Here is a 25,321-nt window from a genome sequence, read left to right on the forward strand (position 1 = left end):
GGACGCACACACGGCCTACGCAGCAGCTTTGGTCAACTACCGGCGATGTCTCGTGCACCTGTGGTTCTGTACGCATGAGCAGCCCCTCCGGAAGCCGCTGAGGCTGTGCAGATCCGGGCATATGACCTCAGGTCCAAGGCCCAGGAGGCTCTGTTCCGGATGCAGATGCTCACCGACAACGAAGAGCTGAGCCGCAAGGGTGAAGGCTTACTTGCTGAAATCACGAACGTGCACAAAACAGACCACCGGCCGGAGCTGGATCAGCGAAGGACGCGCACTCGGGATGGCATTGCTCATCTAGTAAGGGCAGCAAAGCAAAACCTGTGAGGCTGGTAGTTGCGGAGTGGACCTGACCGGATTCGAACCAGCACCATGGATGCGCTGTTAAGGCACTCGCTCTGCCGCTGAGCTACAGCCCCCTGGTCCGTCCGGGGAGCGAGTCGGTGCGCCATGGGCGCGGGTCGCATGTCCCGGACGGGGCTGTGAACAGCTCCCGTGGCGCTGGGGCGGGACGTCGCCGGCCTTGAGCAGCAGCAGCAGCAGCGCGTCCTTCTCCGCCTCGTCACCGTGCAGGAGCAGGACGGCCGGTTCGCCGGACGCCGTCTCGCACGGCACGAGGGTCGTGCACCCGTCGTGCAGGACCACGCGGTCCCAGACGACCGGGACGAAACCGATGATGTCACTCACTGACACACGCCCCACTCCTGCCGCCACGGCGAGAACGATCACGGCGAGGACTGCACCCGCGTACGAGTGATCGACGTACTACGGCATCAGGTCGTAGATCGCCGCAGGCGGCGCGTTTCCGTCCGGGCCGGCTCACCCCGTTCGAACGTGCTGCTTGCCGATCCCGATGAGTTGTTCGTACTCCCAGGGCAGGGCTTGGTCCGCGACATCGCCGACCGATGGTTCCGCCACATCGGCATCACCCCCGCATAGCCGTGGAGGCCGCCGGGCACGAAGCCCTGCTCGCTCTGGTCGCCCTCGGCTCACATGGATCCGGCGCACCGATCTTCACCGCCCCCTCGGTCGATGCCGCCTGGGCAGCCACAGGGACCGGACCTTTCCCACCGCCCGACCCCAGGAGGGACGACGGGCGGCAACCTCAGGTTGGGCCGCATCTCGGCGTCCACGATGCCACCCGCCACCGATATATCGCGCCGCCTAGTCGACCGGCGGCATGAAGCCGGCTCCGCCTGGGGCGTGGACCGGTACGAAACAGTGGGGCTGCTTTGGCCCCGTCTTCGCACGGGATGCACGCGTTCCGCGGTTCCGAGCAGAGGGCATGTCAAGTTCATGACGGAGAAGGCGTCGGGTTCCGGGGAGTACGTCTGGCGGGCCTATGAACGGAGCCATCGACTGGTACAAGATCGCCGAGTCCAAGGCGCAGATCATTCTCTACCGTGAACGGCTTGCTGGTCACTTTGCTGTTCAGGGAATTGCCGCGCGGCCCGTCTCGCCCCAGGCAGACATCAGGCACTCCTCGGGACCTGAGACCTGGTGCTTTCTTGCGCTGTCCGCGTTGGCTCTCATAGGCGCGGTCGGATGCGCGGCTGCCGCTCTGTGGTCTCGGCACGTGAAGAACGTCCAGGGCACCTTCGCCCTTCTGGGTGTCCACCCCGACGACCCGGACACCTACTGTCCCGAGGTGCTTTGGTACTTCGGTGATCTCGCCCACCTGAGGATGAGCGAGGCAGCCGCCAAGGTGGCTCAGGCTGACCAAGAATTCGAGCTCAAGTCACTCTCGTACAACCTGGTCCACATCGCGCGCGTGGTGCTGCGCAAGCACCGCTACGTCAATGCAGGCTGGATGCTGACTGCAATGGCGATCGTCGCCCTCGTCTGCGGTGCCATGAGCCTCTTCGCCCACACACGCGGCTGAGAGCGGACGCACCGTCGACCGCACACGCAGGACGCTACGCGAGCGGAGCGAAGAACCGCGAGGCGCGCCCGCGCTGCTGTACCACCTGGCGTCGCAGGGCTGGGTGTGCATCAGTGCCAACTATCGGCTGCGACCCCAGACCATCTTCCCCGGCCACCAGATCGACGCCAAGAAGGTCATCGCCTGGGTGCGTGAACACGGCAGCGAGTACAGCGACCCCTCACAACTGTTCGTGGCCGGCAGTTCCGCCGGATCGAACACGGCGGCCCTTTGCGCACTCACGCCGAACGACCCCTCGTTCCAGCCCGGAGTTCGAGTCGGAGACACGTCGGTCACCGCGGCGATCTGCCTCTACGGCTACTACGGACACTTCTTCGGGAACCACCGGACGAGCCCGCCCCTGCCCAGCAGCCTCGAGGGATACGTACACGCCGGTGCGCCACCGTTCCTCGTCGCCCATGGCACCAAGGACATGCGCGGCACCGTCGAGCGCACGGAGCTTCGTCGCGCAGCTGCGGCGCGCCTCGAACAGTGCCGTCGTCTACGCCGAACTGCCCGGTGGGCTGCATTCATTCGACGTCTATCACTCTGCGCGTTTCGAGGCGGTCGTGGACGGGGTGGAAGCCTTCGCCGCCTGGGTTCTCGCCTCCCGTCAGCACTCCCGATCCTGCTGCCCAGCCTGCTCGGCTCGGCGGCACAGGAGCTGGGCTTCGGCTCGGGCGTGACGTGCAACCACGCGGCGTGACCCGAAGCGGACGAGCCGGTTTGTTCGCGCACGACAGGGAACTCGCGTAGGCGGAACGAATAAGGGCGTACGGCACAAAACGTGTCACCCGTCCGTGCACCCGATCCGCGGAGGAGGAACCATGAGCGAGAACATCTGGAACTACCGTCCGCCGCCGGCCACAGCCCGGACACGATCTGACCGGATACAAGGTCGAAGCGATGGACGGCAGCATCGGCAAGGTCGACAAGCACTCCAAGGACGTCGGAGACCGGTACATCGTCGTCGACACCGGGATGTGGATCTTCGGCAGGAGGTCCTGCTGCCCGCCGGCACGATCACCAGCATCGACGCGGAGGCGAAGACCATCAGCGTCGCGCGCAGCAGGAGCAGATCAAGTCCGCTCCGGAGTTCGACAAGGACAAGCACCTCGGCAACACCGAGTACCACAAGGAGCTCGGCACCCACTACAGCAGCGGTGCAGGCAGCGGCATCACCTCGCCCACCCCGCCCGGAACGGAAACCTCGGCGAAGGCCCCGGCCCGTCGTAGGCCCAGGACTACGGCCGGCCGCCGACGCCCGCGGCTTGATCGCGTCCAGGCCAGGCCCTGACCACACCTCGGTCAGGGCCTGTCACGTCTGGTCAGGAACCAAGGCGATGGACACTGACCGCGTAGCCGCCGTCGTCGTAGGCAGCCGCGTCCCAGGCTGCGAAGCGATCGACGGGAGTGAGTCCGGCCGCCGCACAGTGGGCGTCGTACTCCTGCAGCGTGAGAGAAGGCGGTACGGGCAGGTGGGCGGCGTCCAGGCCGAAGCCCGCGACCAGCAGGCCGCCCGGACGCGAGCGCAGCAGCCAACCTGCCGACCACCGCGGCTTCGGTCCCGGGGCGAGCAGCGCCAGGACGTTGCCCGCGGCGATCACGAGGTCGAAGTCGGCGTCGATGCCGAGCAGGGCGGGGTCGAACTCCGTGGCGTCGGTCTGGAACCAGGGCAGCTGAGGCGCCTGCTTCCGGCCACGTCCAGCATCGACGCATCGAGGTCGAATCCGACGCAGTCATACCCGAGCTCCGACAGCCGGATCGTGACCCGCCCTGTTCCGCAGCCGGCGTCAAGCACACGACTGCCGGCGGGCACGGCGAGCCGCGCAGAGCGCGCAGCCTGCGCCGTGCATGTCACTTTCCGCTACGGCCCAGCGCCTCGAAGCGGGCGCTGCGTACTCGGCTCCGGACGTTCCACGCGGTCGAGAAGTTCCTGCCAGCGACTCATGTGATCGACTATAGGCCGCCGCCTCGGCGCTGCCGCCTCTGAGGCCACTGATGAGCTCTGGACTGGCCCGGCACAGGTGGCAGCGCGGGTGGATCCTGCGTCACGGCTGCGGGGATGTCCACGCGGGTAGTTGCACGGTGATGCGCAGGCCGCCGGTCTCGCGCGGGGTGAGGTGAGCGTGCCGTCGTGTGCTCGAGCGATGGTCGCACGATGGCCAGGCCGAGGCCGACGCCCGTCATGGTCGGCGCGCACGCGCTCGGTGCCGCTCTGGAACGGCTCGGTGAGCGTCGAGACCAGGTGCAGAGCCGAGCTTCTCGCGTGTTCTCCACCGTGAGCGTCACGGTGCCGGCTGCGCGCTGGTGGTCGACCGCGCCGATGCCCGGGCATGGAGATTGTGGACGATCGCGTTGTGCACGAGGTTCGTGGTCAGCTGCAGCAGCAGCGCGGCGACCGCTCGCGCGAAGCGATCGTCGCCGCGTGGTCTCGATGGCGACGCCGTTCCTGTTTTCCGCGAGGGAGGAGCAGCGCCTCGGCGACGCCTCCTCCGCCAGGAGCGACAGGTCGACGGTTCGCGGGTGAAGGACCGCTGACTCGGCCCGGCTGAGCAGCAGCAGACAGCCTCGGTGGGGTCGATCGCCCGGGTGTTGACGGCGTGGAGGCGGTCAGGAGCCGGCGCCGGTGTCGCCTGGTCAGATCGGCGCGGGCCACGTCCAGGAGCGTCTTCGAGATCGCCAGCGGGGTGCGCAGCTCGTGCGAGGCGTTGGCGCGAACCGCCGCTGCTCGACGACGTGCGCCTCCAGCCGTGCCCGAGCATCGCGTCGAAGGCGTCGGCGAGTTCGCGGAACTCGTCCTGGCGGCCGGCAGTCGATGCGGTGCGCCAGCGACCCGTCGCGGCGCGGCGGGTGGCGTCTGTGATGCGGGTGAGCAGGCGCGAGCAGTACGGCCGGCAGGATCCCAGCGCCAGCAGGCCGACGACCAGCAGCACCGCCATGACGTGCGACCGCGACGGGCAGCGAAGCCCCGCACGCAGGTCGTGCGGATGTGCGCTCTCCACGCGCTTCATTGGTCTGCAGCCACTCCGCAGGAGCCACCAGGTCCGACGGCGCGAGCAGCAAGCACCGGCGACCATGAGGAATCCGGCGTAGCTGAGAGTGAGCTTGAGGCGCACGCTGAGACCGGCGGGCCTCCGCACCGTGGTCTCCGCCGCGCCGGCGAGGCCTTCACGCCAGAGACGATCGTTCCCCATCGCCTCCGGTCGCAGGCGGTCGCGGATAGCTTCTGCCGTACAGGGCTGGTCCTCGACGATCGGCACACGCATGCCCTCGATGCTACGAGCGGGCGCATATCGTCCGCGTATCCAAAACCGCGTACTCGCCGACACACGGGCAATCCGGGCACGCGGGCCTCGGCCCATCACTCCTACATCTCTGGACTCGGCTTCGATCGCACGAGATTCACGAGTGCACGAGCGCACGAGCGCACGAGCGCTGGATGCCCCTACGCTCAGTGGTCGCGGACAGGTTCAGTCGGTCCCGATCGCCGAACGAGGCCCTGCGCGGGATCGCGTCCAGGAGGCGGCCCCACTCCGTACATCTCGAGCCTTGCGGGTGTGCAGAGCGAGGATCTTGGCGTCGAGGTCGGGGTCGGGGTCGTCGGAGAAGCGGAACGCGGCGAGCTGCCGCGAGATGCGGGATGATCAGCCAGTCGCCGTCGATGTGGACCGGCTCGATGCAGGTAGCGCTCGAGCGCCTCCAGGTCCGCCACCGCGGCACCGGTAGGTGTGCGTAGCAGCCCTCCGTCGGATCGCCCGTAGTACCGGCCGACCGTGCCGGGTACCACGACCGGTTCGGTACTCGCCGTGCGCCGCACATCGCGGCGAGCACGGCCTCCTCGTCCTAGTGGCGACGTGCCGTCCTTGAAGCTGAACCGCAGAGTGTTGACGATCATGCGCTGCCCCTTCCGGGATCTCGGCCGCACTGCGCCATGGGCTCCAACTTGAACCCATGAGTTCAAAGTAATGGGCTGAGCGGTCGGCGCGCAGCAGTTCGGGAGATTGAACTCATGGGTTCAACTCGCCCTGGGCGCGGGGTAGTCTGCGCCCGTGACACCAGCGACGACGGCGGCCGCGGGACGGCCCGCTCCACGGGGCCGCATCGACAAGCGGCAGGCGATCCTCGACGCCGCGTTCGCCGCTGTTCGCGCGGCGCGGCTACGCACAGGCGTGCGTGCGGAGATCGCGGAGGAGGCCGGGGTCGCCAAGCCGACCGTCTACAACCACCTCAGCGACAAGGAGAACCTCTTCCGGCATGCCGTCAGCGGCTGCCGCCGACCTCGTGATGGCCGAGAACCTCGCTGTCGTCGAGCGGCTGCGCGACCGGTGACGATCTACGCGCCGGGCTCGCGGACGTCGGGTACGCGGCTCCTCAAGGTGTGCTGCGGTCAACGGGCCTCCGCGCTGCGGGCCTTGACGCACGCGCAGCTCGCGACGTTCCCCGATCTCGCCGAGGTCGTCCAGGGCCGGACGGCGGGGCGGCGCTCGGCGAGGCCTTGGCCGACCGGTTCGCGCGGCTCGCGCTCGCACGGGCGGCTGCGCGCGGCGGACCCGGCGCGCGCGGCCGAGCGGTTCCTGGCGCTGCTCACTTCGCGCCGATGGAGGCATCGGTCGCGGCTCGGGACGCGCGCGGTGAGCGCCGCCGAGACCAGGGAGATCGCGGGCGCCGCCGTCGACGCACCTTCCTGCACGCCTACGGGGCGAGGGACTAGGGTCCGCCTCTGCGTCTCCGGCGACTCCGGCGACTCCGGCGACTCCGGCGACTCCTGGCGACTCCGGCGACTCCGGCGACTCCGGCGACAGCAAAGTGCCAGCTGCGCGCGAGCTTCGGGCGGGCGGATTCGTGCGGTTCATCGTGCGAGGCGAATCATCAGGCGGACCAGAGCGTCTCACTGCGAGCCTGCAGCCACCAGAGCCGCCGTGATGGGTTCGAGCTCCGTGATCGGCTCGTCGAGTTCGGCGGCCGACGGCGCCTCGTAGGGCGGGGCGGCGAGTTCGTCGGTGACGGTTTCGATGCGCTGTTTGGTCGCGCGGCCGGCGTCGGTGAAGTGACCGTCGATGTCGACGAGTCCGCGTTCGCGCAGGCCGTCCATGACTGCGACCAGGCGCTCTTTCGGCGGAGTGATGGATGCGTCCGAACGACTCGGGCGGGTGGATGCCTGCTCCAGCGCGGAGAGAGCACATGGGCCTCCGTGCCACCGATGCGCGCTCCGAGAGAGCGGCGATGTGGCCGCCGCCGCGGTGCTCGCGCAGCATGCTCGCGGAGTGCCACAACCGGGCGACGGGGTCGCCGGGGATCTCAAGGTGCGCATGCCGGCGTACATCACGCGGCCTTCGGTGGGGGCGCTCGTCGCGGCCTTCGTGGTCAGGTCCGCGGCACGCGCCAGTCCCGGGAACCGGCCAGCTCGTCGCCGAGGATGCGGCGCAGGGAGGCGCCGTGCTGCCCCGCTCTCGCGCGGCGACGGACGCCTCGGGCGGGATCGTCTCCCACGCGCTGGGGATGTGCCGTGCGGCTTCCCCGTCGGCGAAGTTGTAGAAGGCTGCGTGCACGACGTGAGCGGTACTCGTCCCAGTGGTGCGGCGCGGCTGGCGAAGTAGCCGTCCCAGTAGGTGCGGTGGCCGAGTGCGGCCAGTTCTTCGTTGCACTCGTCGGCCATGAAGGTGACCAGGCAGATCGGTTCAGGAGCTCGAACATGCGGCGGGCGATGTGTGCCATCGGATCGTCCACGTGCGTCTTGGCCATCGGGTTCTCCCGTTGTAGTGTGCCGACTTGGACCGTCCGGTACACCGAAAGCTCATCGGCGATGCGATCCGCCGGTGCCTCCCGAAAGCTGCTCCTGCGGGCCCGGCAAGGTCATCGTGCGGAACCTCGAGGCCAGGAACGGCTCCGAGGGCGAGCAGGTTCTTGGGGCGGTGCGGCGGGATGATGTGGCCGCGGTCGGCTGAGCACGTGAGCCGACGAGGTGATCGGCGACCGGTCGCAGCTGCTGTTCGAGGGCTTTCCACCGGGTGGGCGCCGATGGCCAGGGTGGGGACGGTCAGCCGGCCCGTGTCGACGGCGTCCTGGATCTGTTCGGCGCTGGTGGGCAGAGCCCGGTAGAAGAGAAGGCGCACCGCAGGGCGTCGGTGCCGGTGTACGCGTGCACGAAGGCGTCGCGCACGGCGGGGGCCACCCTCCCCAGGGTGCCGGTGGTGAGGAACCAGTCGAGGTAGTCGGCTCGATGCCCGCTGAGTACGGTTTCCGCGAGGCCCGGCACCGCGTGAAGCGAGCCACCACGGTGCCCCGTGGGCGAGGAACTCCTCGGCACCGGGCAGCCTGCCGAGCAGCGACTCCATGACCACGAGCTGTCGGACGAGATCGGGCCGGCGCATGGCCAGCAGGAACGCCGGTGGGGTACCGGCATCGATGCCGACCACGGCGGCCGACGTCTCTCCGAGGGCGCCGAGGAGCGCTTCGGCATCGTCCGCGAGCGTGCCGGCGTCGTAGCCGTCGGAGCGCGGGTGCTTCCGCCCGCGCCGCGCTCGGGTCGGCGCGATCACCGCCCGGTACACTGGCCTGCGAGGGAGTCGAGGACATCGGTCCACAGCTGCCAGGTGTGCGGGAAGCCGTGCGGCAGAAGCACCGCCGGGCCGTCGCCGGCAAGCCACAGTGAGGTCGACGCCGTTGACGGGGACTCGGCGGAGCTCGACGGGTGACGAGCGATGTCCGTGGATGTGCTGGGAGTTGACGAGGCATGGTGCTGCTTGGTGGTTACGAATGGTGACAACAAAAGCGATAGGTAACCACGGTGGCTGCTGCAAGACCGCACTTCTCCCCCAGGTGGTGAGCTCCAGGTGACCCCCTCCTCCCAGCACTCTGCTCCGGGCAAGCGCGGCGATCTGTTCGATCCGGAGTGTCCGACGCGTCGGCTGCTCGATCGGATCGGCACGAAGTCGGACCTCCATGGCCATCAGGTCCTGGCCGAGGCCGCCCCGAAGGAGGTGCGCTTCGCGGAGCTGCAACGCAGGATGACCGGCGTCTCGCAGAAGATGTTGTCGGTGACCCTGCAGAACATGACCCGTGACGGCCTGGTGCACCGGCGGGTGGAGGCCGCGGTGCCGCCCCGCGTCCACTGCGGCTCACCCGCTGGGCCTGACCCTGGGAGAACCGCTGGCCGGGCTCCGCGCATGGGCCGAGGAGCACATGAGCCGAGGTCGGCGCGCGCCAACGAGCGGCACGCCCAGGAGACGACCGCCTGATCCGGACGTTCGGCGTGGGGCGAAGGCGCTGCGGGTCAGGCGACCCGGGACTGCCCTGCGCCCGCGGGTGTGGCCGGCGCGGCGTGATCGGTGTGCGCCATCGCCGCCTCCGTGAGGGAGTACGACTTCTCGACCGGGATGTGGAGCGCTGCACGCGGGTGATGAGGTCGACGGCTTCGGACGAGCGCACGTCCGGGACGCTCCCGCGGCCACGCCGGAGAAGCGGACGCCCGGTCGCGGTGCACCGAGGTCGGCGATGGACAGCACCACCTTGCGCGCGTCGCGGTCAGCTCGGCGAGTTCGGGGATCACGCCGGAGCCGGCCAGGTCCAGGGCCGCGTCGGCCCGGCAACTGCCGCACGCGCTCGACCCAACCCACGCGTCGTAGGTCGTGGCGAGGGCGCCCAGGCCCGCAGCTTAGTCCTGGTTCGCCGCCCCGGCCGATGCCGATGACCGCGATGCGCGGGCGCGGGCGATCTGCAGCTTCCCGCCGATCCGACGCCGCCGGACGCTCCGCTGACCAGCAGTGTCTGTCGGGCCGCACGCCCACCTCCCCGATGATGCGCAGCGCGGTCGCCACCACCGACGGGTAACCGGCCGCCTCCTCGAAGCTCAGCCCTCGGGCATCCGGGCGGGCCGACAGCACGGCGAACTCGGCGTGCGTGTCCGTGCCTTCACCGAAGGCTACGGTCGCCGACCTCGGCTCCTGCGACGCCCTCGCCCACTTCGTCCACGACTCCTGCCGCGTCCAGTCCGAGCCCGGCGGGCAGCTGGACCGGATGCGCTCAGGACCTGAAAGCCCTCCCGGATCCTCAGTCGACGGGGTTGACCCCTGCGGCGGCCCGCACGGCGATGCGTATCCGGCCGGCGCCCGCGTGAGGGCTCCTCCGCTTCCACGAGACTGCGGGACCTCGGGACCGCCGAAGGCGGCGAAGCTGATTTTCTTCATGCGATCGAAGATAGCCCTAACCGTTAGTGTTTCACAACGGTTCTGTTTTCCTACCTGCTAGTGTCTGACCATGACCGAGCCGTCCGGACGCCGCGAACGCAAGAAGGCCGCCACCCGCCAGAAGATCGCCGACACCGCGCTGCACCTCTTCCTGGAGCGCGGGTACGACACCGTGGGCATCCGGGACGTGGCGGCCGCGGCCGACGTGGCCGTCACCACCGTCTTCGCGCATTTCGCCTCGAAAGAGGCCCTCGTGTTCGAACGCGACCAGGACTTCGAGCAGCGCCTCACACGAGCCGTGACCGACCGGCCCCCGCACGAGCCGCTCATCACCGCGCTGCACCGCGAGGTCCAGGCCCTGGTACAGCACTGCACGGCGGAGGGAAGCGCCCCCGTCCGACGCCTGATCGAGGGATCACCGGCCCTGCAGGAGTACGAGGAGTCGATGAGCCTGCGTCACGCACAGGCTCTGGCAACGGCACTGGCCGCCGACCCCCACCTGTCCCGGAGCGCTACGGCCTGCCAGGCAACCGCACGGTTCACCATCGACGCCTACGCGCTGGCCTGCCGGGCCGACGATCCCGGGGCCACGGTGGACGAGGTCTTCCGCATGATCGAGGCGGCCTGGGAAGCCACCGCACCCTGAGCCGGGACGCGTGCGACACCACCGGCCGGTCAACATCGAGCCTCCGCTTCCGCCCCGGGCGGCAGGCTGATCGACGCTCGACAGACAGCGGGTTTCCTGGCCTCGGGCTCTGCTCCTCGCGGGCTCGGTGGTTGCGCGGACAGGGCCGGAGGACCGACCGTGAAGCATGGACTATGTCGCGCAATTGCGCCGCGATGTCGAGGCGTTCGAGGCCGCGGCCGGCCGGGCGACACCGCAGGAAGGGGACGGCAGTCCCGCTCTCGTGCCGTCGTGCCCCGGCTGGTCGATGGCAGATCTGGTGTTCCACCTGGGATCCGTACACCGCCACGTGATCCAGGTGGTGGGCGCGGGACGACACGGCTGGCCGCAGCGCGCCGACCGGTCCTGGCTCCGGCTTCCGACCGCCCGGGGCGACTGGCCCGATCCTCAACGAGCCCCGCACCGCGGCCCCTTGCCCCCGAGCCTCCTCGACTGGTTCCGGGAGGGTGCGGCCCGGCTGGCGGAACTGCTGGCCGGCCGGGACCCGGCCGAGCGGGTGTGGACCTGGGGCAGTGAGCAGTCGGTCGGGTTCTGGCAGCGGATGCAGGCCATCGAGGCGGCCGTGCACCGCTGGGACGCGGAGAACGCCGTCGGCTCCGCCGGGCCGGTCGAGCGACGCCTTGCCATGGACGCCGTCACCCACACCTTCGAGGTGATGGCCCCCGCCCGACGACGCTGGTCCCCCGCACCACCCGGACAGGGCGAGCGCATGTGGTTCCGGCAGTCGGACGGTTTCGGCATCTGGGTCGTGCAGCTGGACACCGAAGGAGCACTGCTCAACCACGGCAGCGGATGCTGCCACGCCGAACTGACCGCCACCGCCTCCGACTTGGCCCTGTTCCTGTGGCACCGCATCCCCAAGGACGGACTGGAGGTCCGCGGCGACGCCTCCCTCCTGGACCTCTACTTCAAAGTGGTGCCGCCCCAGTGACCGGCCCCGGGGCGCCACACCACCGCGCTCACGGGGAGAGGCGGGGCGTAGATGCGTCGAGTGCCGTCGCACGGAGAACGGCCGCCACCCGCGTCACGGCCGGGGAGGGCGGGGCGGGGAGCCGCGCCAGCACCAGGCGTCGCTGTTCTTGCGGACCGCCTCGGACAGGGAGGACACGCACTCCGGGAGGCGCGGCCGCGACGAGCGAGGCGGGGATGGTGGTCAGCCCGAACCCTGCGGCGACGAGGTGGAGCTTGGCGAGCCAGTCGCGGGCGACGTGGGCGATCTCGGGACGCTCGTCCAGGCCCGGCCACACGCCCATCAGGCGGTCCTCCCCTGATGTGGACCCGGCGATCCAGCGCTGCCCGCGCAGATCGGCCACGTCGACGTACTCACCGCGGGCCAGTGGATGGGTGGCGGGCACCGCGAGACGCAGCGGGCGTTCGGCGAGCGTCTGCAGTGCCAGCGGGGGCGACTCCGTGTCCGGCGCACGGAACGGCGGCTCGGAGCCGAGCAGGGCCAGATCCAGACTGCCTGCCCGCAGCGCGCGGACCAGCGCAGGAGTGCCGCCCTCGCGGCCGACGACCTCGAGCCCGGGGTTGCTCGCGCGCAGTGCGGTGAGGGCTTGCGGAAGCAGCACCGGCCCGACGCTGGGCACCCATCCCAGACGGACCGTACCGGTCTGCTCCGGCAGGCCGGACAGTTCTCTGGCGGTGGCGGCGATCTCGTCGAGCACGACGGTGGCACGCCGCATGACGACACGGCCCGCGGCGGTGAGCCGGGCCCCGTCGCGGCGCCGCTCCAGGAGTTCCGTGCCTGCCGCACGCTCGATCGCGGCGATCTGCCGGGACACCGCGGACTGCGTGTAGCCGAGCGACGCCGCGGCCGCGGTGAAGGTCCCTTGTTCGGCAACGGCGCGCAGTACGCGCAGTGCGGTCAGTGACACATCCGTGAAGTCCATGATGTTTACGCATACTACCTGTGCCTAACTTTCGTTGGACTCATGGATGCGAGGTTCCTAACGTGGACGTATGACCGCTTCGCGCATCGCACTCGTCACAGGGGCCAACCAAGGACTCGGCCGGGCCTTCGTCGCAGGACTGGCCGCTCGCACGGGCCCGCAAGATCTGGTTCTGCTCACCGGTCGCGACCAGCAGCGGGTCGCGGACGCCGCCCGTGACATCAGTGAGCTGCCCGCCTCCCGCGCCCGTGTCGAAGGCCGGGTCCTGGACGTCACGGACACCGACGCCGTCGCCCGTCTCGCCGAGGACCTGCACGCCCAGTACGGAGGGGTGGACGTCGTCATCTCCAACGCGGTCGCCCGCCTGCTGCCCGAGGAGTCGCAGGCCGAGCGGGCCGACGAGTTCATCGACGTCTCCAACACCGCCACGCACGCGATCCTGCGCTCCTTCGGCCCCGTGCTGCGCCCGGGTGGACGGCTGCTCGTCGTGGCCAGCAGCCTGGGCACGCTCGGCCATCTCGACGTCCGGCTGCACCACCTGTTCGACGGCGCGAGCCTGGAACAGGTCGAGTACGCCGTGGAGTCGTGGCGCAGCGCCATCCACCACCAGACCGCCGCAGAGGCGGGCTGGCCGCTGTGGCTGAACGTGCCCTCGAAGGTGGCCCAGGTCGCGGCCGTCCGCGCCGTCGCCACCGAACGCCGCGCGCGGGACCTGGCCGACGGCACGCTCGTCGCGGCCGTGTGCCCCGGCATGGTCGACACCGCGACCTCGCGGCCGTGGTTCAGCGACTACAGCCGGGCCCAGTCCCCCGACCGGGCCGCTCGCGCCGTCCTCGACCTGGTCCTCGCCCAGCACGTCGACCCCACCCTCCACGGCGAACTGGTGCGCTTCGGCCAAGCCCTGCCCTGGCACGACGGCACGCCCCCGGTCGAGCAGGACCAACTGCTCGTCCCCTGACCGCGCCCCAACTGGCGCCTCCGTCATTCCTGCAGCGTCCGTGGGCGCTGCACACCACAGTCCTTCAGCAGAGAGTCCCGTTTCATGAATGCCATCACCACCCCCTTCGGGTTCGCCAGCACCGCCGACGACGTCGTGTCCGGCATCGATCTCACCGGCCGCCGTGCCGTGGTCACCGGCGCCTCATCGGGCATCGGGGCGGAGACGGCCCGCGCCCTGGCGGCCACCGGCGCTGCCGTCACCCTCGCCGTGCGGGACGTGGCGGCCGGAGAACGCGTCGCCAAGGACATCACCGGATCGACCGGCAACCAGGACGTCAGGGCCGCGCACCTCGACCTGACCGATCCGGCGTCCATCACGGCCTTCACCGCCGCCTGGCAGGGATCGCTGCACGTTCTGGTGAACAACGCGGGCGTCATGGCCTGCCCCGAGCAGTACACGGAGCAGGGCTGGGAGTGGCAGTTCGCCACCAATCACCTGGGCCACTTCGCCCTGGCCACCGGCCTGCACGGCGCGCTGGCCGCCGACGGCAACGCCCGTGTCGTGGCGGTGAGTTCCACCGGCCACCAGCAGTCGCCGATCGTGTGGGACGACGTCAACTTCGCCTTCCGCCGCTACGACCCGTGGCTGGCCTACGGGCAGTCCAAGACCGCCAACGTCCTGTTCGCGGTGGAGGCGACCCGCCGCTGGGCCGACGACAACATCACCGCCAACGCCCTGATGCCGGGCGCCATCTACACCAACCTGCAACGGCACATGGACGGCGGGGGCAGCGGCCGCGTAGCTGCTGAACTGATCAAGACCGTCGAGCAGGGAGCCGCCACCTCGGCTCTCCTCGCCACCTCTCCGCTGCTCGAAGGCGTCGGTGGCCGATACTTCGCCGACTGCAACGAGACCGAGATCGTCGACCGACGCTCCGGCACCCTGCACGGAGTCGCCCGCTACGCCGTCGATCCGGCGGGCGCGCGGCGCCTGTGGGAGCTGTCCGAGGACCTCCTCGCCGGCGCCGCGTGATCCGGACCCGCTCCAACTGGACCGTGTGCACCTGCAGGGCGGGCGCACACGGTCCAGCCGGATCCGTGCGGTGAGCACCACCGCCGGACAGCGGTGCTCATCTCACGGAACTCAGGGTTCAGGACTTGCCGTTGCTCACCACCCACTTGCCGTGAACCCAGTTGCCGACCTTCTCGTAACCCGAACGGAAGGAACCGCGCCAGTTGAGGGACAGATTCGACTCGGCCGACGACAGCACGGGCGTGTAGCTGCTCGCCTCGTCGGCCGGGCCGCCCGTGGTGTTCTTCGCGATGTACGGGAAGGGGTACACGGGACGCGATGCGGTCGTCCTACCGCTGCTGTCCACGGACTTGGTGATCAGGCTGTCCGGCGCCCGGCCCTCGGTGACCCAGTCGACCAGGGCGGTCAGCGCGTCCATCCGGTCCGGTCCCTGTCCGCCGCCGCAGTGGGCGACGCCCGGCAACAGGAAGAGCCGCGCGACGTCCTTGGTGGCCGAGGTGCCGCCCATGGTCTTGGTCACGGCCTTGTAGTACGCCATGGTTCCGACGGCAGGGATGTGCTGGTCGCCCAGTCCGTGCCAGAGGATGAGCTTGCCGCCCGCCTTCTTGAACGCCCTCAGGTCGGGGTCCGTCGCGTCGTACATGCCCTCGTTGGGCTGCATGATCTTCTTGAAGTACGCGGCGGTGAACTTGACGTCCTTGTACGTCAGGTCGGGGCGCGGCTCGTCGAAGGCCAGGTAGCGGATGGCGTCCTTGACGAAGGCCATGTCGCCGGTGGTGCCTGTCGCCGTGGTGGGGATGATGACGCCGGCCCAGTTCAGTTCCGAGCCACGCAGCTGATAGCCGGGGTAGAGCAGTTTGCCGTGCTCGTCGGTCGGTCCGGCGTAGATCCGGCGCAGTGTGGTGACCTGGTCGGCGGTCAGGCAGTAGTCGGAGTTCGTGGGGGTCTGCCCCGCCCTGCACTTGATGCTCGCCGGATCCCAGTCGCAGTTCAGCGGGTCGGTGATGACTCCGTCGGAGGCACCGGCACCGCAGCCTTTCAGGACCGCCTTGTGCAGCGGCTCCAGATCGGCGGTGGTGAGGGTGGCCGGTCCGCCGTCGAGGTAGACGGACTGGGCGGTCCACGCGTGGGAGAAGGTGTTGAGCGCGGTGAAGTTGTTCGCCGGGGCGCCGGCGATGATGCCGTCGAAGTCGGTCGGGTAGCGCTGGGCCTCGGTGAGTCCCTGGTGGCCGCCCTGCGAGCAGCCGTCGAAGTAGGAGTGCGCGGCGTCCCGGCCGTAGTACTTCTTGATGAGGGCCTTGGCCGCCTGGACCAGCTGGTGGTCGGACTTGTAGCCGAAGTCCGCGCGCAGGGTCGGATCGGTGCCGAACAGGCCCCCGCCGCCGGAGTGGCCCTCGTCGCTGGTGGCGACGGCGAAGGCGCCGTCGGTCAGCGGGGCGCATCCGTTCGTCGCGGGAGCCCCGGACTTCAGACTCACGTTGCCGCACAGGCCCCCGCAGCCGACCTGCAGGTAGTTCGCCTGCCAGCCGGTCTGGGGCAGCAGCAGCTCGAAGTGGATCTGCGGGGCGATGACGCCCGTCACGTCGCAGGCCGCCCACGCGCCGAACGCGTTGTCGGAGGAGGCCAGCGGCTTGGCCGAGCTGATCTGGAAGGGCACGCCGGGGACTGCGCCTGCGAGGTCGAGCCTGGCGACGTCGGCGCAGGTCATGGCCGGAGGAATCCCGGAGGAGGCGCTGTTCGCTGCCGCGGCGTCGGCCGTCTCGGTGCCCTGCGCGGCGCTCGTAGCGCCGGAGGCGAACGCCAGGTTTCCGGCGATGACGAGTGCCACGACTGCGGCGAGAACAGCGCAGAAGACGGTCGCCTTCTGCCGACACCATCTGATCAGAAGCGGCATGCGAGGACTCCTTTGAACGGTGCGCCGAACCGGCCGCTGGGTCACCGGGCCACCACGTGCGCGGCACGGCGCACGACGCGGGTGCGCCGTCCTTGCGTGGTCCGCGGGCGCACGCCTGGGTGAGTGGAGTGGACGATGCGGTGCTGCGGGTGACACGGCCCCGCCGGGAAGGAAGCTATCCCTCGCACCTCTGCCGGAACAAGAGTGTTGACAAAATCGTCGACGTTTATCGAGTGCTGTGGATGCACCACGGGTTGACGCTCTCGGCACCTCGAGTTGGAGATGAGAGTTCACTCGAGTTGCGCATCAGACATGGCTCGATGAGCGGATGTTCCTGCACTCCAGCAGGTCACACGAGTTGCGCCGCCCCAGGACACGAGCCCGTCGCTCCAGCAGCCGAGACGCCAAAGTGAAAAACCATACCGAGTTTGTTTTTGAACCCAGTCTGATTATTCTGGTTGGGTGACAGGGCTTCGGGAACGCAAGAAGGAACAGACCCGGCAGCGGATCGCCGCAGTGGCGCTGCGGCTGTTCAGCGAGCGCGGTTTCGAGGGGGTGACGGTCAACGAGATCGCCGAGGCCGGCGAGGTCGCCAAGGCGACACTCTTCGCGTACTTCCCGACCAAGGAATCTCTGGTCCTGCACGGCGCGAGCGGTGACGACCTGGCCGGGATCGTGGCCCAGCGGCCGGCCGGTCAGTCGTTCCTCGACGCACTGCGGGCCCACCATCGGATGCTCGCCACCGCACAGCTACCGCCGGCGGTCCTGGATGCCCTCCTCGCTCGCGTCCGGGTGATCCAGGCCAGCCCTGCGCTCCAGGCCGCGGCGAACGGTCTCCTCTACCAGCAACGCCAGGCACTGGCCGAGGTCCTGGCCGAGGAACACGGCCCCACGCCCGCCGCGCTCATGGCCGCCCAGATCGCCGCATCCCTGCTCACCCTCCAGGAGACGTACTTCCAGCGGCTGCTGGACGGAGCCTCCCCCAAGGAAGCCGGCAGCGCCCTGGCGAAGAACGTCGAGCTCGCCTTCGACCTGCTGGAACACGGACTCAACCACGAAGAAGGCCACTGACGTGCGCGCACGAGGCATCACCTACGACACCGGCACCTTCCCCGACCCCTTCCTCACCCGAAAGACCTTCGACGCCGCACAGGTCGGGCGCGACATGACGACACTCGCGCGTGATCTGCACTGCGACGCCGTACGCATCTCCGGCCGCGATCCCGAGCGGCTGGACACCGCCGCACGGCTCGCCGCGGACGCCGGCCTCGAAGTGTGGTTCTCCCCCTTCCCCGTCGACCTTCGCCCCGACGAGATCCTGGCGCTGTTCGCCGACTGCGCGCAGCGCGCCGAAGCACTGCGGCGGAACGGCGCGCCGGTGGTGTTCGTCGCCGGCTGCGAACTCAGTGCCTTCGCCCACGACTTCCTGCCCGGTGACACCCACCGTGACCGCCTGCGCGCCATGGCCACCGCCGACATGAACTGGTGGATGTCCCTCGGCCCGGTCCCCGAACGCCTCAATGCCTTCCTCGCCGACGCCGTCACGACTGTCCGTGCCCACTTCGGCGGGAGGATCACCTACGCCTCCGGCGCGTGGGAGCCGGTCGACTGGGCCCCGTTCGATCTGGTGGGCCTCGACGCCTATCGAACCGCGCAGAACGCCGGCACCTTCCGCGCCCACCTGCGCGAGGCCCTCGCCCACGGCAAACCCGTCGCCGTCACCGAGTACGGCACCTGCGCCTACCAAGGCGCAGGCGAGCTCGGCGGCATGGCCTGGCAGCCACCCCAGGGAGCGATCCCCGACGAGGACGAGCAAGTGCGCTACTTCGACGAACTGCTCGACGTCTTCGAGGAAGAAGGCGTGGACACCGCTCTGTGGTTCTCCTTCGCCAACTACGACAAGCCCGGAGACCGCGACATCGCCTCCTATGGCGTCGTGCGCATGCTCAACGAGTCCCGCTGGGAACCGAAGAAGGTCTTCCACGCCATGAGCACCAGGAACCAGCGGCCAGCCGACAGCGCCGCCCGCAGTTCCGCCGGCCGCTCCGCCTGAAGGCGATGACCAAGAAGTTCCCTCCGGCGTTCACCCTGCCGTCGCACCGACCGAGCGGATCAGATCGCCCAAGTCGTCGAAGCCGACCGGCCCCTGCGCGATGCGGCGCACCGTCGCCAGGCCGGCCGACTTCTGGTTCAAGTCCGCAATCGCCGCGCGCGACGCTGCGTAGAACTCCCACTGGGACACGACGAGCGGGTCGTAGTCCTCGTGCCGGATCGCCGTGTGCAGGGCGAAGACGTAGACGTCCGCGTTGTACGTCGCCTCGTCCGCGAAGCCGACGCCGGCCGTCCACGGGCGACGCTTGTCGACCGAGAAGCTGATCCGCGAGAGTTCCCGCTGCTCCCACGACTGCAGGTAGGCACTCGCCTTCACCTCGACCCGCAGACCGTCCTCGCCGACCACGTCGTAGCAGTCCCACTCGTCGGGCTGCGTCGTACTGCCCAGCGCGGTGTGGACCAGGAACTGCGCGAGCAGCCCCCGCGACGTGTTCGTCATCAGGTTCGGCACACAGTAACGCCAGAAATCGGCCACGGACTTCCCGTCCACACCGATGAAGGGTTCGTCGCCGGTGAGGTACGCAGCGCGGGTGGGTGCTCCCCATGGCCTCCACGGCCCGTCGTTCGGCATGGCCGCCCTTCGGCAGAGTGATCACTGGTCCAGCCCGTCCACCAGGGGCGCCTCACCTCGATGCCGGTCGACGGCCTGACTGCACCATCCCCATCACCACCAGAGCGGCACCTCCCGTAGCCGCCCCTACCGCTCCCACGGCCAAGAAGCTGCGAGAAGAGCGCCAGGAGAGTACGGACCACCGCGACTGCGCGGAGAACAAGGACCCCGTGCTCAACCACGACCCGGTCGAGATCAGGGACAGAGTGGAGCCGACCGAGCCGGCCGACAGGGCGCTCCCGATCGAGCCCACGGACAGGGCCGACCCGACGGAGCCGATGGACAGCACCGAACCCACCGAGCCGATCGACAACACAGAGTCCTGCGACCACAAGGACAGCACTGAACCCGAGGAGGACCGACGAACCGACCGCGCCAGCAGCTTTGACATGAAGTCATTCTGCGCGCCAGACGCTCCGCCCGACCCCCTGTTCCTCACAGAGGGCCACCCCAGCACTCACTCCCGCAGCAAGGGCCCCGGTGGCCACAGGCGTAGCCGGGGCCCTCCACGCCTGCGCCCTGTCGGGCCGCGGTCCCGAATGGCGGCCCTTCCCGGTCTGAAAGATCATGGCCCGGTCAGGCACTTGTGCTTCGCAGCAGGGGAAGGGCCCGGCCGTGTGGCAGTTCTTCGCGGACAATCCGTGGGTGACCGTCTTCGCCGTGATCACGGCGGGAGCGCTCCTCGGCATGGTCCGGTTCGGGCCGGTGAAACTGGGCGCGGCGGGAGTGCTGTTCGTGGGCCTCTTCGTCGGCGCGCTCGACCCGGACATCGGCCCCGCCGTCCCCGCGGGCGTCTCCGCGCTCGGACTCGCCCTGTACGTCTACACGGTCGGTCTCGAGTCAGGTCCGGCGTTCTTCCGCGAACTGCGCGGCCAGCTCGCGGTGATGGCGGGCGCCGTCGTGGCCCTTGCCCTCACCGCGGTCGTCGTCGGCCTCGTCGGCCACCAGGGCTTCGGGATCAGCGGCCCGTTCCTCGCCGGCGGCTACGCGGGCATCGGAACCACCACGCCTGGACTCGCCGCCGCCCAGGCCGCCTCGGACGACCCCGCCCAGCCGGCCGTCGGCTATGCCATCGGCTACCCCCTGGCCGTCGTCATCACCATCGTGTTCGTCGCGGTGATCGCCACCCGGCGCAGGTGGAAGGCCCGGCGCGACCCCGACTCGGGCCTCCCGTCGAAACTCGTCGCCCGTACGGTGCAGGTGACCCGCTCCGTCCGCTGGGCCGACGTGCCGGGGGTCGCCGACCGGCGCGTCCTGGCGACCGAGTTCCGCCCGGCGGGCGGCGAGACCGTCGTCGCCCACGCCCTCGACGTCCTGGCCCCGGGCGACCAGGTCGTCCTGGCCGGCGGCGAGAACGACCTGGACGCAGCCACCTCGTACCTCGGCTCCCCTGCCGCCCAGGATCTCCTCGAGGACCGTCACACCGTCGACTACCGACGCATCCTGCTCACGGATCCCGCCCTCGCCGGCCACACCATCGCCGAGTTGGGCCTCAAGGAGCGCTACGGCGCCCTCGTCAGCCGGGTCCGGCGCGGCGACTTCGACATGCTGGCCCACGACGACCTCGTCCTCCAGCTCGACGACCGACTCCGCGTCGTCATGCCCCGCCAGCAGTCGAACGCCGTCAGCACCTACCTCGGCGACACCGAGACCAAGGTCAGCGAGGTCAGCGCGGTCAGCCTAGGCCTCGGCCTCGCCCTCGGCTTCCTCATCGGCATCCCGTCGCTGACCCTCGGAAGCACCACCCTGGCTCTCGGCACGGGCGCCGGCCCGCTCGTGATGGGCATGATCCTCGGCTGGCGCCGCCGCACCGGACCCTTCGTGTGGACCCTCCCCACCCGCGCCAATCTCACCCTGAGGCAGATCGGTCTCCTGCTCTTTCTCGCCGTCGTGGGCCTGACGTCCGGATACTCCTTCCGCCAGAACGCCTTCTCCCTGTTCGGCCTGAAACTCCTCGCGGTTCTCGCCATCGGAGCCGTCGTCAGCTACGCCCTGATGATCCTGGTGGCCCGCCTGCTGGGCCAGAGCCGCGAACGCACCATGGGGCTGCTCTCCGGCTACGTAGGCAACCCCGCGATCCTCGCCTACGCCAACGCTCGGGCCACCGACAGCCGCATCAACGCCGGATACTCCACGCTCTTCGCCCTCGCCATCCTGGTGAAGATCGTCTGCATCCAGCTCATCGTCGGGCTCTGACTCCAGGAACCGCACCCCCGCATCGGGCCCACATCGGACGAAGGCATCACCACCAGACCTCCGCGCGACGGAGCCAACGCATCCGCCGCCCTGCCACCGAGCAGGGCGGCGAAGACCGGACACCGTGTTCGTGCCCCGGTCGCGGGATCAACGCGGGGTCAGCGCACCACGAGCGTGCTGCCGGACCAGGTGAACACCTGGTTGGGGTCACCGCTGGCGCACGGCTTCAGCGTGACGATGTCCCCGTTCCTGCGACCGCTGCCGGCGTCCATGCACTTGCCGGTGTCGTTGTGGACGAACTGGGAGCCCTGACGGGTCCAGTCCACGCGGCTGTCGCTCTGGCAGAGCCACATCTGGACCTGGTCCTGCTGCGTGGGCCAGTTGTACGCGCATGTGACGCCCTCGGAGGAGGTGCCGTCCGTGGACTCCAGGCGGTTGCTGGCGTAACTCCACTCCGAGGCGTACTCGGCCTTGTCGATGTCTGCGCACTTCCAGATCCGCACCGGGTCGTGCAGCGTGGCGTCCTTCGGTGCCACCAGGCACATGACAGGGACCGGGACGTTGACGTTCAGCGTGCCCGTGGGGCTGTAGCGGTTGCCTTGTGGAGTGCGGAAGTTGAAGGTCCCGGTGCCCGTGGGGAGTTTCCCGAAGGGAGCGTCGGCATCGACGGTGACCTTGGGGCGGAACTGGCGATAGGTGTAGTTGTTCCAGCTGCTGTCGCCTCCGTTCTTGGCGTAGGCGTCGCAGGTCAGGGTGCGGTCGTTGTTGCTGCGCCGGCAGTTGCGCAGGCCCACGTTGGTGGAGCCCCAGCTCTGTCCGTTGGCGCTGTAGAGGCTCGGCACGGAGGTCTGCTCGGCGAAGGTGGTGTTCTCGGGCGCCGTGAAGACCACGGAGGCACCGGACGGGGCGATGCCGTAGTTGCCACCGGTGTTCTGGTAGGTGAAGGGGACCTCGGCGGTCGCACCACGCTCGATGTCCACCGTCTTGGGGACGTCGGCAGCCGAAGCGTTGGGGAGCGCCGCGCAGACCAGGGCGAGCGTGGTGGCGGCGACGCTGGCCGCCTGAATGAGCCGGTGACGCAAGGAGGGCATCGCGGAGCTGCTTTCACTGAAGGGTGGAGTGCCTCGGCCCGGCCGATGGCCGTACGGACGCATGCCGCGCCCGGAGAGACGATGATCATGGTCGCGCGTCCGCTCCCCCGGACCTGCAGGCTCGGATCCCGGCCACCCCATCGGACGATCATGACTACACGTCAGGTGCAACGGCGAACGAGAAGTGGGGAGGGTGGTGCCGAGGGGGTGAGGCTCCAGGACCTGGGGCGGGGCTGATTGCATCGGATTGCAGGATCGTCGTGTCCCCCTGTTGCAGATCGCTCAGAAGACGATGGCTGAGCTTCCGCAGAGCCGCGCCCACCGGCGCGGGCCGGGCACCTGCTGATTGCCTGCATGGGGCAGTCGCCGACCTTCGGAGACCCTGGGAGAACCCGACGGCCCACCGCCCCCTACGACGTGGGCAAGGACCGCGAAACGAGCTCAGAACTCCCCTGTCCGAGGTTCAATTACGGCGTCACGTGATGCGACAGCAGCAGGACCAGGGGGTTGGGTTGTACATCGTTGGTGTGCTGGCCATAGCGCTGTTCATCCTGGCTTTCATATGGGCCGTCCTCGGGATCCACGCAATTCTCCTGGGCCGCATGCCGGGCCACTGGCTCCAGCAGCGAGTGCGCCAACCAAGACTTTGGGGGCAGGAGCCCTACTGCTGCTGGTCAGCTGGAACCTGCACTCGCCCTCGCTCCTCACCGTGGCGATCGGCCTTGTAGTCCTGGGACATGTCGTGAAGCCCATGCGTTGAATCTGCCCACTCGATCCAGACAGACCCCTCGGAGACCACTTGGCCAGGGCCCCCGCGGCCAGCGTTCGAAGATCTGCGGGCAATCTGCCCAACCTTGCGCGCCGCAACTGAGCGCGCCCGCCCGAAGCACCCTCCGGGCATCCCGCCATCGGGGTACTCGATGCCCAAGGCGGAACCCGCTTCGGCGGAGTCCATGAGCACTGCCGGACCGTCCAACAGCAAGCCACCGCAGGAACGTTCGAGATTCAGGCAGATAGCAGCTGGTGGCCGACTCGTACGCGAGCACCAGTGCCTGCGCACCGTTCTCGCCGACGGGGATCACACCGGCCAAACCGTCCACCGCGCAAGCCCGGTCGTAGCCGTCAGGAGCGGTGGCGTCTCCCGCCAGGACACCACTCTCCGTGCACCCACCCCAGGCGGCCAGGGCGACGGGGACGACGGCCAGAGGGCCGCCCGTCGACTCCACCCAGACCTCGGCACGCTACGAGACGTCCGGCCGTGTCATCAGCGGTGATCGCACATGCAGCCTCAGATCCGGGCCGGTCAGGGGTGGGGTGCTCCATATCGCCGTACCGGTCTCACCGTCGATGGTCAGCCGGACATGGTGCGGGGTGGTGATGACGTACAGGTCGGCGACGAACAGCTCGCCCTGCCAGGCGCCGGCCGCGACGATCGGTCGGCCGAGTGGGGCGCTCTCCCGCCAGTGGCCGTGGCCGACTTCGACGTCGAAGACCGACTCGAACCGCACCACCCATCCACCGTCGACGGGATCGACCGCCACCGCCGTCCCATGGGGCAACGCCGAATCCTCCGCAGAGGCGTCCAGCTTGGCGGTCACCGACCGTCCCGGTTGCGATGATCCCGCCACCAGGGGCAGGGCCAGTTTCCGAAGTCGCTCTGTTACGTGTGCGTCGTCCAGGTCGCCGTCCGCCTCATGCCCGGTTTCGGCAGCAGCCGCCGCGGTGCCAGTGCCGACCGCCGACTCCAGGCCCGGCAGGAGGCATTCCCACAGGGCATCGAAGACCTCCTGCGACTCTCCCTCGGCGGTCACGGCGATCACCAGGTCGTGCGAGGGAACCACCACGCACTGCTGCCCGTAGGCGCCATGGCCGTGGTAGCCGTGGCGCGACATCCAGAACTGGTAGCCGTATCCGCAGAAGAAGTCGGTGTTGGGCTGTCCCTCCTGATGCCAGCCGGAGTCGATGTGCCGGCTGGTCGCCAAGTCCACCCAGTCACGTGGGACGAGTTGTCGGCCGCCCCACCGGCCGCCCTGCAGCAGAAGTTGACCGAAGGCGGCCACCGCCTCGGTGGTCAGGTGCAGTCCCTGGAAGCCGAAGGAGGCACCGCTGGCGACCCGGTCCCATTCGGCTTGGTCGATGCCCATCGGCTTGAAGACACGCTCGTCCATCAGCTCGGGCAGAGCGCGGCCGGTGACCTTCTCGACCATCCTGGCCAGGAGGAAGGTGGTGGAGTTGTCGTACTCGTGCCGCGTTCCCTCCGGCGCGGCGAATGGCAGGCGCAGAAAACCCTTCACCAGGTCCCGGGGTTCCAGCTCCCACGCCTCGGTCAGGCTGTCGGTGGGGTGTCCGGCGGTCATGGACAGCAGATGGTGGACGGTGATGCGACGGCCCTGCTCGCTGACATCGGCCGGGACGTGCTCCGGCAGCACGTCCACCACCCGGTCCTCCAGGGACAACAGCCCGTCTCCGACCGCGAGTCCCACGGCAATCGAGGTGAACGACTTCGTCAGCGAGTAGAGCAGGTTCAGGCGGTCGGCCGAGTACGGGGCCCACCAGCCCTCGGCGACGACCTGGCCCCGGTGCACCACCATGATCGAGTGGCACGCGCCGGACACCGTTTCCAGCCGGTCGAGCAATGCGTCGAGCGCCTGCGGCGGCAGTCCCGTGGCCGACGGCGCGGACCGTGGAAGCAAGGGGTGCTGAGACGACATGGCCACTTCCTCACCGGGCTGACGAATCGTGCACGACAACAAGTTCGC

General features: G+C 69.4%; 21 protein-coding genes and 5 pseudogenes. 13 read left to right on the forward strand and 13 right to left on the reverse strand.

What is annotated here, in order from left to right; translation table 11 throughout:
* Positions 1-159 precede the first annotated feature (159 nt).
* From RBJ77_RS50615 to RBJ77_RS50630, 4 genes and pseudogenes are all read left to right on the forward strand, one after another.
* The gene (locus tag RBJ77_RS50615) at positions 160-327 is read left to right on the forward strand and encodes a hypothetical protein (RefSeq protein WP_372351120.1); all 168 of its coding nucleotides are present in this window, start codon (positions 160-162) and stop codon (positions 325-327) included.
* A 1,015-nt stretch (positions 328-1,342) separates the two neighbouring features.
* Positions 1,343-1,882 carry a hypothetical protein gene (locus RBJ77_RS50620; RefSeq protein WP_372351121.1) on the forward strand — a complete coding sequence of 180 codons (540 nt, stop codon included), beginning with the start codon at positions 1,343-1,345 and terminating at the stop codon, positions 1,880-1,882.
* Between the two features lie 103 nt (positions 1,883-1,985).
* On the forward strand, positions 1,986-2,627 hold the full coding sequence (locus RBJ77_RS50625) for an alpha/beta hydrolase fold domain-containing protein (protein WP_372351122.1): 642 nt from the start codon (positions 1,986-1,988) through the stop codon (positions 2,625-2,627).
* A 121-nt stretch (positions 2,628-2,748) separates the two neighbouring features.
* Positions 2,749-3,080, forward strand: a pseudogene (locus RBJ77_RS50630) (PRC-barrel domain-containing protein); the annotation flags it as partial.
* A gap of 169 nt (positions 3,081-3,249) precedes the next feature.
* Here the strand turns inward: RBJ77_RS50630 and RBJ77_RS50635 are convergent.
* From RBJ77_RS50635 to RBJ77_RS50645, 3 genes are all read right to left on the reverse strand, one after another.
* Positions 3,250-3,528 (reverse strand): hypothetical protein, encoded by a 279-nt coding sequence (locus tag RBJ77_RS50635; RefSeq protein ID WP_372351123.1) that lies wholly within the window; start codon positions 3,526-3,528, stop codon positions 3,250-3,252.
* On the reverse strand, positions 3,525-3,782 hold the full coding sequence (locus RBJ77_RS50640; protein WP_372351124.1) for a class I SAM-dependent methyltransferase: 258 nt from the start codon (positions 3,780-3,782) through the stop codon (positions 3,525-3,527). The genes RBJ77_RS50635 and RBJ77_RS50640 overlap by 4 nt, the downstream gene beginning before the upstream one ends.
* Positions 3,783-4,209: 427 nt before the next feature.
* Entirely contained in the window at positions 4,210-5,184 is a 975-nt protein-coding gene (locus tag RBJ77_RS50645) for a HAMP domain-containing protein (RefSeq protein ID WP_372351125.1), read from the reverse strand.
* 909 nt (positions 5,185-6,093) lie between these two features.
* Here RBJ77_RS50645 and RBJ77_RS50650 point away from each other — a divergent pair.
* Positions 6,094-6,903 (forward strand): TetR/AcrR family transcriptional regulator, encoded by an 810-nt coding sequence (locus RBJ77_RS50650; RefSeq protein ID WP_372351557.1) that lies wholly within the window; start codon positions 6,094-6,096, stop codon positions 6,901-6,903.
* Here RBJ77_RS50650 and RBJ77_RS50655 read toward each other — a convergent pair.
* The 3 genes and pseudogenes from RBJ77_RS50655 to RBJ77_RS50665 form a co-directional block, all read right to left on the reverse strand.
* A complete protein-coding gene (locus RBJ77_RS50655) occupies positions 6,813-7,016 on the reverse strand; it encodes a hypothetical protein (protein WP_372351126.1) in 204 nt (67 codons plus the stop codon). The genes RBJ77_RS50650 and RBJ77_RS50655 overlap by 91 nt on opposite strands.
* 175 nt (positions 7,017-7,191) lie before the next feature.
* A pseudogene (locus RBJ77_RS50660) lies at positions 7,192-7,580 on the reverse strand (MarR family transcriptional regulator); the annotation flags it as partial.
* 138 nt (positions 7,581-7,718) lie between these two features.
* Positions 7,719-8,637 (reverse strand): annotated as a pseudogene (locus RBJ77_RS50665) (alpha/beta fold hydrolase).
* Positions 8,638-8,757: 120 nt separating this feature from the next.
* On the opposite strand from RBJ77_RS50665, the pseudogene RBJ77_RS50670 reads away from it, so the two are divergent.
* Positions 8,758-9,127: pseudogene (locus tag RBJ77_RS50670) on the forward strand (winged helix-turn-helix transcriptional regulator); the annotation flags it as partial.
* 83 nt (positions 9,128-9,210) lie between these two features.
* On the opposite strand, the pseudogene RBJ77_RS50675 reads toward RBJ77_RS50670, so the two are convergent.
* Positions 9,211-10,110 (reverse strand): annotated as a pseudogene (locus tag RBJ77_RS50675) (alcohol dehydrogenase catalytic domain-containing protein); the annotation flags it as partial.
* A gap of 70 nt (positions 10,111-10,180) precedes the next feature.
* On the opposite strand from RBJ77_RS50675, the gene RBJ77_RS50680 reads away from it, so the two are divergent.
* Together RBJ77_RS50680 and RBJ77_RS50685 are read left to right on the forward strand one after the other, a co-directional pair.
* Positions 10,181-10,756 carry a TetR/AcrR family transcriptional regulator gene (locus RBJ77_RS50680; protein ID WP_372351127.1) on the forward strand — a complete coding sequence of 192 codons (576 nt, stop codon included), beginning with the start codon at positions 10,181-10,183 and terminating at the stop codon, positions 10,754-10,756.
* Between the two features lie 166 nt (positions 10,757-10,922).
* A complete protein-coding gene (locus RBJ77_RS50685) occupies positions 10,923-11,726 on the forward strand; it encodes a maleylpyruvate isomerase family mycothiol-dependent enzyme (protein ID WP_372351128.1) in 804 nt (267 codons plus the stop codon).
* Positions 11,727-11,754: 28 nt separating this feature from the next.
* On the opposite strand, the gene RBJ77_RS50690 is transcribed toward RBJ77_RS50685, so the two are convergent.
* Positions 11,755-12,687, reverse strand: a complete 933-nt coding sequence (locus RBJ77_RS50690; protein WP_372351129.1) for a LysR family transcriptional regulator — start codon at positions 12,685-12,687, stop codon at positions 11,755-11,757.
* A 70-nt stretch (positions 12,688-12,757) separates the two neighbouring features.
* On the opposite strand from RBJ77_RS50690, the gene RBJ77_RS50695 reads away from it, so the two are divergent.
* Entirely contained in the window at positions 12,758-13,645 is an 888-nt protein-coding gene (locus tag RBJ77_RS50695) for an SDR family NAD(P)-dependent oxidoreductase (protein WP_372351130.1), read from the forward strand.
* Between the two features lie 84 nt (positions 13,646-13,729).
* Positions 13,730-14,659, forward strand: coding sequence for an SDR family NAD(P)-dependent oxidoreductase (locus tag RBJ77_RS50700; RefSeq protein ID WP_372351131.1), 930 nt, complete (start codon positions 13,730-13,732; stop codon positions 14,657-14,659).
* A gap of 118 nt (positions 14,660-14,777) precedes the next feature.
* On the opposite strand, the gene RBJ77_RS50705 is transcribed toward RBJ77_RS50700, so the two are convergent.
* A complete protein-coding gene (locus RBJ77_RS50705; RefSeq protein WP_372351132.1) occupies positions 14,778-16,553 on the reverse strand; it encodes a tannase/feruloyl esterase family alpha/beta hydrolase in 1,776 nt (591 codons plus the stop codon).
* A gap of 462 nt (positions 16,554-17,015) precedes the next feature.
* On the opposite strand from RBJ77_RS50705, the gene RBJ77_RS50710 reads away from it, so the two are divergent.
* Both RBJ77_RS50710 and RBJ77_RS50715 read left to right on the forward strand, forming a co-directional pair.
* Entirely contained in the window at positions 17,016-17,624 is a 609-nt protein-coding gene (locus RBJ77_RS50710) for a TetR family transcriptional regulator (protein ID WP_372351133.1), read from the forward strand.
* Between the two features lies 1 nt (position 17,625).
* Positions 17,626-18,606: a hypothetical protein gene (locus tag RBJ77_RS50715; protein WP_372351134.1), complete on the forward strand. Its 981-nt coding sequence runs from the start codon at positions 17,626-17,628 to the stop codon at positions 18,604-18,606.
* 30 nt (positions 18,607-18,636) lie between these two features.
* On the opposite strand, the gene RBJ77_RS50720 is transcribed toward RBJ77_RS50715, so the two are convergent.
* Positions 18,637-19,104: a hypothetical protein gene (locus RBJ77_RS50720; RefSeq protein WP_372351135.1), complete on the reverse strand. Its 468-nt coding sequence runs from the start codon at positions 19,102-19,104 to the stop codon at positions 18,637-18,639.
* An 816-nt stretch (positions 19,105-19,920) separates the two neighbouring features.
* On the opposite strand from RBJ77_RS50720, the gene RBJ77_RS50725 reads away from it, so the two are divergent.
* A complete protein-coding gene (locus RBJ77_RS50725) occupies positions 19,921-21,471 on the forward strand; it encodes an aspartate:alanine exchanger family transporter (protein WP_372351136.1) in 1,551 nt (516 codons plus the stop codon).
* A gap of 158 nt (positions 21,472-21,629) precedes the next feature.
* Here RBJ77_RS50725 and RBJ77_RS50730 read toward each other — a convergent pair whose 3' ends face one another.
* From RBJ77_RS50730 to RBJ77_RS50740, 3 genes are all read right to left on the reverse strand, one after another.
* Positions 21,630-22,562, reverse strand: coding sequence for a ricin-type beta-trefoil lectin domain protein (locus tag RBJ77_RS50730; protein WP_372351137.1), 933 nt, complete (start codon positions 22,560-22,562; stop codon positions 21,630-21,632).
* 704 nt (positions 22,563-23,266) lie between these two features.
* Positions 23,267-23,788 carry an Imm21 family immunity protein gene (locus tag RBJ77_RS50735; RefSeq protein WP_372351138.1) on the reverse strand — a complete coding sequence of 174 codons (522 nt, stop codon included), beginning with the start codon at positions 23,786-23,788 and terminating at the stop codon, positions 23,267-23,269.
* A 15-nt stretch (positions 23,789-23,803) separates the two neighbouring features.
* On the reverse strand, positions 23,804-25,273 hold the full coding sequence (locus RBJ77_RS50740) for a serine hydrolase domain-containing protein (RefSeq protein WP_372351139.1): 1,470 nt from the start codon (positions 25,271-25,273) through the stop codon (positions 23,804-23,806).
* Positions 25,274-25,321 lie beyond the last annotated feature (48 nt).

Origin of the sequence: Streptomyces sp. KL116D (assembly GCF_030766975.1) — a bacterium.
In the GTDB taxonomy this organism is placed as follows: Bacteria; Actinomycetota; Actinomycetes; order Streptomycetales; family Streptomycetaceae; genus Streptomyces; species Streptomyces longispororuber_A.